The sequence below is a fragment of the Alistipes sp. HGB5 genome (genome assembly GCF_000183485.2).
GTDB lineage: Bacteria > Bacteroidota > Bacteroidia > Bacteroidales > Rikenellaceae > Alistipes > Alistipes finegoldii.
This window is the reverse complement of record NZ_AENZ01000023.1, coordinates 51,996-61,565: the sequence shown is the minus strand read 5'-3', so window position 1 is coordinate 61,565 and position 9,570 is coordinate 51,996. Positions and strand designations below refer to the sequence as shown.

The following is a 9,570-nucleotide window of genomic DNA, read 5'->3' as shown; positions in this document are numbered from 1 at the left end:
CCCGCTGCACGGAACAGGCTTTCGCCGATGCCGCGGGGTGTGGGCTGCGCCGGGTGCGGCTGCGGGGATAATCCGCGCGGCTCCGTGCGGATCTTCTCCGTCTGCCGCGGAGGTGTCGGGACGGGCTTGGGCGGCTGTTCCGCTGCCGGAGCTACGGGCGGCACACCCACGGGCCGCGACGCTCCCAGCCGTTGCCGCGTTCGGCGTCGCCCCGATTGGCGTTGCGGATATTATAGGTGGCCACGGTCAACTCCTGAGCGGCGGCACAAAAGGTCACGGCGGCAAACAGCGCGAGAATCAGCAATTTCTTCATTTCAAAGGATCGTTTAACGGGTTAGAAATCGAACAAAGATATAAAAAACGCACGAAATCCCCTCCGGCCGCACTTCCGCAAGTAAATTTTTCTGTCGGATTAGTACACTTTCGGACTTGAGGATACGAGGTTCGCCATATTTTTACTATCTTTGGGGTGCAAAAAACCAAACTTATGGAATCAGCCCGTAAAACCTGCGTAACCAAAGTAATGCCCATCCTCTTCAGTTTCTTCGTGATGGGGTTCTGCGACGTGGTCGGCATCTCGACCACCTATGTCAAAAACGATTTCAACCTCAGCGAAGCCCTCGCCGGATTCATTCCTTCGATGGTATTCCTGTGGTTCCTGCTGCTCTCGGTCCCCGTAGCACTGGCAATGAACCGCGTCGGACGCAAACGCACCGTCCAGATCAGCAACGTCATCACGATCGTCGGCATGCTGATTCCGTTCGTATCGTATAATTTCGCGACCTGCATGGTGGCCTTCGCGCTGCTGGGAATCGGCAACACGATCCTGCAGGTGTCGCTCAATCCGCTGCTGACGAATGTCGTGTCGGGCGAATCGCTTACCAGCTCGCTCACGGCTGGACAGGTCGTCAAAGCCGTCTCGTCGTTCATGGGTCCGATTATCGCCGTCTTCGCGGTGAACGTCTTCGGCAACTGGCAGTACCTCTTCCCGATCTTCGCCGCGATCACGCTTCTCTCGTCGCTTTGGCTGATGATGACCTCGATTCCCAAAGAGGAGGTTTCCCTACAGTCGGGCAGTTCGGTCGGCGCAACGTTCTCGCTGCTGAAGGACAGCCATATCCTGCTCTTCTTCATCGGCATCCTCTGCACCGTAGGTCTCGACGTAGGCATGAACACGCTGACGCCCAAACTGCTGATCGAACGCTGCGGACTCGAAATCACCGACGCAGGACTCGGATCGAGCGTCTATTTCTTCTGCCGTACGGCCGGCGCATTCATCGGCGCATTCCTGCTGGCGCGTCTCTCGGACGTCCGCTACCTGCGCGTAAACCTCATCGTGATGCTCGCGGCGCTGGGCGTGCTCTATTTCGCCAACAGCTACATCGAGATACTGATTTGTGTGGGCGTCTTCGCCTTCGCCCTCTCGTGCGTCTTCTCGATCGTCTACTCGCTGGCATTGCGCCGCCGCCCGGACAAGGCCAATGAAATTTCGGGCCTGATGATTACGGGCGTCTGCGGAGGCGCGATCATCCCCCCGCTGATGGGGCTGCTGACCGAAACCGTCGGATCGCAGGTCGGCTCGCTCATCATCCTGACCGTCTGCGCCGTATACCTGACCTTCTGCGCATACAGCATCAAATCCAAAACCAACAAATAACCAAAATACCATGTACAGATACGACAACCGTGTGGTCATCACACTCGACGCAGGCGGCACGAACTTGGTGTTCGGCGCCATGCAGGCCAACAAATTCATCGTCGATCCCATCACGTTGCCGTCGAACGCCGACAACTTGGACAAATGTCTGGCAACGATGGTCGAAGGCTTTCAGGCCATCATCGACAAACTGGAGGAGAAACCCGTCGCCATCAGCTTCGCGTTCCCCGGCCCGGCCGACTACCCGAACGGAATCATCGGCGGCTACCTGCCCAACTTCCCCTCGTTCCGCGAAGGCGTGGCGCTGGGTCCGTTTCTCGAATACAAATTCGGCATTCCGGTTTTCATCAACAACGACGGCGACCTCTTCTCCTACGGCGAAGCGCTGGGCGGCGCACTGCCCGAAGTGAACGCCCGGCTCGAAGCGCTGGGAAGCCCCAAACGCTACAAGAATCTGGTGGGCTACACGTTCGGCACGGGTCTGGGCATCGGTATCGTGGTAAACAACGAACTCAACCGCGGCGACAACTCGTGCGTCGAGACCTTTTGTCTCAAGCACAAGAAGATGCCCGACATTATCGTCGAAGACGGCGCCGCGATCCGCGCCGTGAAGCGCGTCTACGGAGAGTTGACGGGCAACCCGAACCACGGGCTGGAACCGAAGGACCTCTGCGATATCGCCGACGGCAAACGCGAAGGCGACACGGAAGCCGCCCGCAAGGCTTTCGCCGAGATGGGCGAGATCGCCGGCGACGCCATGGCTACGGCCGTGACGCTGATCGACGGTCTGATCGTCATCGGCGGCGGCATCACGGGCGCCCGCAAATGGATCATGCCCAGCCTGCTCAAAGAGCTGCGCAGCAAGATGCACACCATCGCGGGCGACGAGCTGAACCGCGTGCAGATGAAGGTTTACGATCTGGACAGCGAAGAGGAGTTCAAGGAGTTCGCCAAAGGCGATCAGCGCACGCTGAAGGTCTACGGAACCGACCGTTACGTGGCTTACGACCCCCAGAAGCGCATCGGCGTCGCTATTTCGAAACTCGGCGCGAGCAACGCCATTTCGGTGGGCGCATACGCGTTCGCCCTGAGCCAGCTCGACGCGCAAAAAGCACAATAAAACTATTATGTATAAGTTCCAACCCATTCTCAAATCGACGATCTGGGGCGGCGAAAAAATCGTCCCTTACAAACAAATCGCATCCGGCCAGACGCAGGTCGGCGAAAGCTGGGAGCTTTCGGGCGTCAAAGGCAACGAATCGGTCGTGGCCGGAGGTCCCGAAGCCGGCACTACCCTGCCGGGCTTGATCGCCCGCCACGGCGCCGCACTGCTCGGCAAAGCCAACTTCGAACGTTTCGGCGAGGAGTTCCCGCTGCTGATCAAGTTCATCGACGCGCGGCAGGATCTCTCGATTCAGGTACACCCCGACGACCGGCTGGCGTGGGAGCGTCATAAGTCGAAAGGCAAAACCGAAATGTGGTATGTCGTGGACGCCGACAAGGGCGCACGGCTCCGGTCGGGATTCGCCAAGCAGGTGACGCCCGCCCAGTACGAAGCCAGCGTCGAGGACAACACCATCACCGACATCCTCGCCGAGTACGAGATACATCCGGGCGACCTCTTCTTCCTGCCGGCAGGCCGCGTCCACAGTATCGGCGCGGGGGCATTCATCGCCGAGATTCAGCAGACTTCGGACATCACCTACCGTATCTACGACTTCAACCGCAAGGACGCCGACGGCAATACCCGCGAACTGCACACCGAGCTGGCGAAGGGAGCCATCGACTACACCGTGCTGCCCGACTACCGCACCAAGTACGAGCAGGTGCAGGACCGCGAAACGGAACTGGTGTCGTGTCCCTACTTCACCACGTCGCTCTGCGACCTGACCGCTCCGCTGACGCTCGATTACGCGGCGCTCGACTCGTTCGTCGTTGTGATCTGCGTCGAAGGCAAAGGCATGATCGCCGACGACAGCGGCAACGAAATGCCGATCCATCAGGGCGAGACGGTACTGCTTCCGGCTACCGTGAAGTCGCTCCGCGTCGTCCCCGAAGGGAAGCTCAAAATGCTGACCAGCTGCATCAAGTAAATGGAATGCACTCTGACAGATAAATCCGGCGGTTCCGACTGCCGGATTTTTTGTTTGTGAGGCGAGCCTGATAATAAATTTTATCTTCATCGACTCATCGCATCATAAAAATAATCATCCACCTCGGCAAATCGAGGAAAATATTTTCTTTTAATAAAATTCCGTTGCAGGACTCCGTTCTTTTTAGTACCTTTGGAGGTGCAACCGAAACACTAAAAAACAGAGGATCTTACGACATGGAGAAGAAACTGCAAGAGATCGCATCGCACTTCGCTTTGGAGGGAGGCATCGCGGTCATAGACTCGCTGGGCGAGGGTTTTATCAACGATACGTTCATCATCCGCACCGAAGGGGAGGCCCCCGACTACATTCTTCAGCGCAAGAACAAAAACATTTTTCCCGACGTTCCGGCCATGATGGACAACATCCGCCGGGTTACCGACCACATCCGCCGCGGCGTCATCGCGGCAGGCGGCGACCCCCGGCGCGAAGTGATGACCGTGGTCCCGACCAGAGAGGGCGCGCTGTACCACATCGACGGCGACGGCGAATATTGGGCCGTCTCGGTTTTCATCGACGACACCGTCGCCTACAACAAGGCCGATTCGCCCGAACTGGCCCGCAAGGGCGGCGAGGGAATCGGCAAATTCCAAGCCCAGCTGGCCGACTTCACCGAGCCGCTGGCCGAAACGATCAAGGGATTCCACAACATCCGCCACCGCTTCGTGCAGTGGGACGAGGCGCTGAAGCGCGACGCCGCAGGCCGCAAAAAGGAGCTTTCGGAGGAGATCGGCTGGATCGAATCGCGGCGCGGGGATATGCTCGGCTTCTGGTCCAAGGTCGAGGAGGGCACGATTCCGACGCGTGTGACGCACAACGACACCAAGATCAACAATATTCTCTTCGACAGGCAGGGCGAGGTGCTTTGCGCCATCGACCTCGACACGGTGATGGCCTCCACGTCGCTCAACGACTTCGGCGACGCCATCCGCTCCTACGCCAACACGGGCGACGAGGACGACCGCGACCTTTCGCGCGTCGGGCTGTCGCTCGAAATGTTCCGGGCCTACACAGAGGGCTACCTCTCGCAGCGGGCCAAACAGCTCACCGACTCCGAAATCGACCATCTGGCTTTCTCGACCCGATACATCACCTTCGAACAGGTCCTGCGTTTCCTGATGGACTACATCGACGGCGACACCTATTACAAAGTCAAATACCCCGGTCACAACCTCGTGCGCACCCACGCCCAGTACCGCCTGCTGCAAAGCATGGAGGAACATTACGGCGAAATGTGCCGCATCGTACGGGAAACCGTGGACAAATACCGCAAGGCATGACGGAAATACGCAAAATCACGGGCATCGTCCCCACGAACAAGGCTGCCGTCGAAGCGGCTTTCGCCGGCATCGAACCGCAGGCCATAGCCTGCTGCAACTGGCCGGAACAATTTCCTTACGCGCCGGAGGTTTCGTTCCGCATGTTCCACACGGGCGACTACCTGATGCTGCGCTTCGACGTCGCGGAACGCTGCACGATGGCCCGCGTCACGGAGGACAACGGCGAAGTTTGGACCGATTCGTGCGTGGAGTTCTTCATCACCCCCGACGACAGCGGCTACTACTACAACTTCGAGTGCAGTTGCATCGGACGCCTGCTGCTAGGCTTCCGCAAGGAACGCGAGCACCCGGCGCACGCCGCGCCCAAAGTTATGGCCGCCATCCTGCGGAATCCGAGCCTCGGACTGCGGCCGTTCCCCGAACACGAAGGAGACAACCGCTGGTCGGTCGTGCTGGCCATTCCCCCGCAGGCGCTGTTCATGCACGAACTGACAGACTGGAGCGGTCTGAAGGCATCGGTGAACCTCTACAAATGCGGAGACAAGCTTTCGCAGCCCCATTTTCTTTCGTGGAAGCCGATCGAGACGCCGAAACCCGACTTCCACCGGCCCGATTTTTTCGAACAAATTAAATTTTCAGAGATATGAACAACAAATATTCACTTCCGAAAGACGGCGGCCTGATCGCAGAATCGACGCCGCGCGACATCATCCATCGTTACGAGAAAATTCACACGACGGTCTATGAAAACGAATATCTGGGCGTTCAGTACGTTGCCGACACCATCGTCAAGGCGATCCGCACCTACAACGAACTCCACTGTTCGAACGAAGTCTACGAAGAGCAGCAGCCCTTCGTGCTGGGCCTTACCACGGGCCGCACGCCGCTGGGGCTCTACCGCGAGCTGGTGAAACGCCACAAGGAGGGCCTCGTCAGCTTCCGCAACGTGGCCGTATTCAGTCTCGACGAGTTCTACCCCATCCGCTCGACCGAGCAGCAGAGCCGCAACTTCCGCATCCACGAGGATTTCCTCAACCACATCGACATCCTGCCCGAAAACATCCACATCCCCGACGGCACCATCTCCGAGGACAAGGTTTCGGAGTACTGCGCCTCATACGACCATTCGGTGCGCAAGATCGACCTGATGATTATCGGCGTGGGCGAAGACGGCCAGATCGGATTCAACGAGCCGGGTTCCTACGCCAAGTCGCGCACCCGGCTGGTGCAGCTGACCCACAACACCCGCAAAATCCAGTCAGGCGCATTCTTCGGACTGGACTACACCCCGAAGCTGGCCATCACGATGGGTATCGACACGATCATGCGGGCCGACAAGATCATCCTGATGGCTTGGGGCGAAGAGAAGGCCCAGATCATCCAGAAGGTCGTCGAAGGCGAGATCACGACCCAAGTGCCGGCATCGAACCTGCAGGCCCACCCCAACATCGAAGTCGTAATCGACGAGAACGCCGCCCAGCTGCTCACCCGCGAGCAGACGCCGTGGCTGGTAGGCCCCTGCAAATGGACGCCCAAATTCACCCGCAAGGCCGTGGTGTGGCTCTGCGGCGTGGTGCAGAAACCGATCCTGAAGCTCACCTACAAGGATTACATCGAAAATTCGCTGGGCGAACTGCTCGAACAGGGCCGCGCCTACGACCAGATCAACATCGACGTATTCAATGACCTCCAGCACACCATCACCGGCTGGCCGGGCGGCAAGCCCAACGCCGACGATTCGACGCGCCCCGTGCCGTCGAATCCGTATCCCAAACGCATCGTGATTTTCTCGCCCCACCCCGACGACGACGTGATTTCGATGGGCGGCACGTTCATCCGTCTGGTGCAGCAGGGACACGACGTGCACGTGGCGTATGAAACTTCGGGCAACGTCGCCGTACACGACGACGTAGTGCTCCAGAACATCGACACGGCCCGCGAACTGGGCTACGGCAACCACTACGCCGAAGTCGAGAAGATCATCGCCGGCAAGAAGAAGGGCGAACCCGAACCCCGTCCGCTGCTCGACCTCAAGGGCGCCATCCGCCGTGCGGAGGCCCGCGCCGCCGTGCGCTCGTTCGGGCTGAACCCCGACACCAACGCCCATTTCCTCAACCTGCCGTTCTACGAGACGGGCGGCATCAAGAAGGGACTGCTCACGGAGAAGGACATCGAAATCATCGTCAAACTGCTCCGCGAGGTGAAGCCCCACCAGATTTACGCCGCCGGCGACCTCGCCGACCCCCACGGCACGCACCGTACGGCCATGGAGGCCGTGCTCGGCGCGCTCGACGTGGTGAAGGACGACGAATGGCTCAAGGAGTGCCACCTCTGGCTCTACCGCGGCGCATGGATGGAATGGGATCTCGGCATGGTCGACATGGCGGTGCCCTTGTCGCCCGACGAGCTGATCATGAAGCGTCACGCCATCTACCGCCACCTCTCGCAGAAGGACATCATGCCCTTCCCCGGCAGCGACCCCCGCGAATTCTGGCAGCGCGCCGAAGAGCGCACGCAGAACACCGCCAAGCTTTACGACAAGCTCGGCATGGCGGAGTATCAGGCAATCGAGGTATTCGTGAAGATGTTCTGACGAGCCCCCGCAAATGAAAAAACAATCAATAACCCAATAATTCAACCATTCAATCTATGCGACTGATTATCGAAGACACGCAGGAAAACGCAGGCCGCTGGGCAGCGCGCTACATCGTAGAGCAAATCAACAAGAAACAGGCGGCCGGAGGCACCTTCGTACTGGGACTGCCTACGGGTTCGACCCCGCTGACGACATACAAAGAGCTGATCGCGCTGAACAAGGCCGGAAAGGTCTCCTTCAAGGATGTCGTTACGTTCAACATGGACGAGTACGTCGGGCTTCCCGAAGAGCACCCCGAAAGCTACCATTCGTTCATGTGGAACACCTTCTTCAACCACGTGGACATCAACCCGGCCAACGTCAATATCCTCAACGGCAACGCCCCCGACCTGCAGAAGGAGTGCGACGAATACGAGGAGAAAATCCGCAAGGCGGGCGGCATCGACCTCTTCATGGGCGGTGTCGGCGAAGACGGACACTTGGCGTTCAACGAGCCTTTTTCGTCGCTCAACTCGCGTACGCGCGTCAAGACGCTGACTTACGACACGCTCGTCGTGAATTCGCGCTTCTTCGACAACGACGTGAACAAGGTTCCCAAGCAGGCCATGTCGGTAGGCGTCGCCACGGTGCTCGATTCGAAGCAGGTGCTGATCCTCGCGCTCGGCCACAAGAAAGCCCGCGCCCTGCAGCAGTGCGTCGAAGGTCCCTACTCGCATGTCTGCACGATTTCGGCCATGCAGGTACACCCGCACGGAATCGTCGTATGCGACGAACCCGCGACCGTCGAACTGAAAGTCGGCACGTACCGCTATTTCAAGGACATCGAGAAAGAGAACCTGATCTGATAATGCCGGAGCGGCCCTTCGGACGGTCGTACGACCGTCCGAAACCGTATCCGCACATTTCGGAGGCCCGGATTTCCGGCTGGATTTCGCCCCGGCATCCGGACGCTCCCATACAAATAAAATTCCCCGTACGGCAAGGCAGTCCGTACGGGGAATTCGTTTGAGCTGTACTAATCTCCAAACAGCGCGGCTCAACTTATTTCGTCTGTTTCACCAAAGCGATCTCGTCGATGCAGAAATAGGAGGGGCAATTCAGAAATCCGCCGCTCACATCGTTCGACATCACACCGAAACGCAGTTCATCGACAGCACCGAGCGACGAGCAATCGACCTTCACCCAATCGGAAACGATGGATTTCCCGCTGATAAGCACCTGCTCGATCGTTTTTCCTTTGACACCTCCGCTATATCCGGTCACCGAAACCTTGAACCAGTAATCGCTCAGGGAGGATTGGGACTGTCCCGTTACGGTCGCGTTGGCCATATACAGATGGGCGACTTCCCGCCTCTCGCTGAATTCGATCTTGGGCGTATTGTAATCATAAGCGCCGTAATCGTTGAAATAAGCGAGGGCGAATGTCGCGGTATTGTTGGCTCCCGACTTGGTCCACGCCGAAAAATGGCTCCCTTTGTAATCTGGCGACCCGTCGGCCGTCGGAGTCTGCGAATAGTTCTTCGAAAGCGCAAAACCGCCCCAAGTGTCATAGGCTCCGAACTGGTTTTTCGACATGTCGCAAAAATAGGAGCCGAAACCGATCTTTCGGTCAGCAGTCGTGAAGAGGAGTCCGTCGAAAAAATTACCGTTGGCATCCTCTTCGTTCATGTATTCCCTGCCGCACAACACATCGTCGAAGGAGCCGCCGGCCCATTCTCCGACGATCGTCACGGTCCGGAGCGCAGCGGCGTTGCCTTTGAAGTCGAGCATCCCCTCCGCGGGTTCGAAAGAGATCACATCGTACTCGACGGGCGGCGTCTTGGGGCCGTCATCGTCCGAGCAGGCGGCAAAAATGCAAGCAGCTATAAAAATTCAAACTAAATT

The 9,570-nt window shown here is 58.5% G+C and carries 9 protein-coding genes; 7 read left to right on the top strand and 2 right to left on the bottom strand.

Annotation, left to right across the window (positions count from 1 at the left end; all coding sequences use genetic code 11):
- Window positions 1-151: 151 nt before the first annotated feature.
- Window positions 152-313, bottom strand: a complete 162-nt coding sequence (locus HMPREF9720_RS15350; protein WP_009596937.1) for a hypothetical protein — start codon at window positions 311-313, stop codon at window positions 152-154.
- Between the two features lie 174 nt (window positions 314-487).
- On the opposite strand from HMPREF9720_RS15350, the gene HMPREF9720_RS04255 reads away from it, so the two are divergent.
- From HMPREF9720_RS04255 to nagB, 7 genes are all read left to right on the top strand, one after another.
- Window positions 488-1,657: an MFS transporter gene (locus tag HMPREF9720_RS04255; RefSeq protein ID WP_009596989.1), complete on the top strand. Its 1,170-nt coding sequence runs from the start codon at window positions 488-490 to the stop codon at window positions 1,655-1,657.
- A gap of 10 nt (window positions 1,658-1,667) precedes the next feature.
- Entirely contained in the window at window positions 1,668-2,777 is a 1,110-nt protein-coding gene (locus HMPREF9720_RS04250) for an ROK family protein (RefSeq protein ID WP_009596960.1), read from the top strand.
- 7 nt (window positions 2,778-2,784) lie between these two features.
- Complete coding sequence (locus HMPREF9720_RS04245; protein WP_009596958.1) at window positions 2,785-3,750, top strand: type I phosphomannose isomerase catalytic subunit; 966 nt, start codon at window positions 2,785-2,787, stop codon at window positions 3,748-3,750.
- 236 nt (window positions 3,751-3,986) lie between these two features.
- On the top strand, window positions 3,987-5,090 hold the full coding sequence (locus HMPREF9720_RS04240; RefSeq protein WP_039939800.1) for a phosphotransferase enzyme family protein: 1,104 nt from the start codon (window positions 3,987-3,989) through the stop codon (window positions 5,088-5,090).
- Window positions 5,087-5,737 carry a carbohydrate-binding family 9-like protein gene (locus tag HMPREF9720_RS04235; RefSeq protein WP_009596979.1) on the top strand — a complete coding sequence of 217 codons (651 nt, stop codon included), beginning with the start codon at window positions 5,087-5,089 and terminating at the stop codon, window positions 5,735-5,737. The genes HMPREF9720_RS04240 and HMPREF9720_RS04235 overlap by 4 nt, the downstream gene beginning before the upstream one ends.
- Window positions 5,734-7,683: a 6-phosphogluconolactonase gene (locus HMPREF9720_RS04230; protein WP_009596991.1), complete on the top strand. Its 1,950-nt coding sequence runs from the start codon at window positions 5,734-5,736 to the stop codon at window positions 7,681-7,683. The genes HMPREF9720_RS04235 and HMPREF9720_RS04230 overlap by 4 nt, the downstream gene beginning before the upstream one ends.
- 56 nt (window positions 7,684-7,739) lie before the next feature.
- On the top strand, window positions 7,740-8,531 hold the full coding sequence (gene nagB, locus HMPREF9720_RS04225; RefSeq protein WP_009596972.1) for a glucosamine-6-phosphate deaminase: 792 nt from the start codon (window positions 7,740-7,742) through the stop codon (window positions 8,529-8,531).
- 196 nt (window positions 8,532-8,727) lie between these two features.
- Here the strand turns inward: nagB and HMPREF9720_RS04220 are convergent, their stop codons facing one another.
- Window positions 8,728-9,456 (bottom strand): DUF4465 domain-containing protein, encoded by a 729-nt coding sequence (locus HMPREF9720_RS04220; RefSeq protein WP_009596974.1) that lies wholly within the window; start codon window positions 9,454-9,456, stop codon window positions 8,728-8,730.
- Window positions 9,457-9,570: the final 114 nt, after the last annotated feature.

Excerpts from the sequence above, each read along its gene's own strand:
- HMPREF9720_RS15350 (WP_009596937.1), bottom strand. The coding sequence starts at position 313 with ATGAAGAAATTGCTGATTCTCGCGCTGTTTGCCGCCGTGACCTTTTGT.
- HMPREF9720_RS04255 (WP_009596989.1), top strand. The coding sequence starts at position 488 with ATGGAATCAGCCCGTAAAACCTGCGTAACCAAAGTAATGCCCATCCTC.
- HMPREF9720_RS04250 (WP_009596960.1), top strand. The coding sequence starts at position 1,668 with ATGTACAGATACGACAACCGTGTGGTCATCACACTCGACGCAGGCGGC.
- HMPREF9720_RS04245 (WP_009596958.1), top strand. The coding sequence starts at position 2,785 with ATGTATAAGTTCCAACCCATTCTCAAATCGACGATCTGGGGCGGCGAA.
- HMPREF9720_RS04240 (WP_039939800.1), top strand. The coding sequence starts at position 3,987 with ATGGAGAAGAAACTGCAAGAGATCGCATCGCACTTCGCTTTGGAGGGA.
- HMPREF9720_RS04235 (WP_009596979.1), top strand. The coding sequence starts at position 5,087 with ATGACGGAAATACGCAAAATCACGGGCATCGTCCCCACGAACAAGGCT.
- HMPREF9720_RS04230 (WP_009596991.1), top strand. The coding sequence starts at position 5,734 with ATGAACAACAAATATTCACTTCCGAAAGACGGCGGCCTGATCGCAGAA.
- nagB (WP_009596972.1), top strand. The coding sequence starts at position 7,740 with ATGCGACTGATTATCGAAGACACGCAGGAAAACGCAGGCCGCTGGGCA.
- HMPREF9720_RS04220 (WP_009596974.1), bottom strand. The coding sequence starts at position 9,456 with ATGCTCGACTTCAAAGGCAACGCCGCTGCGCTCCGGACCGTGACGATC.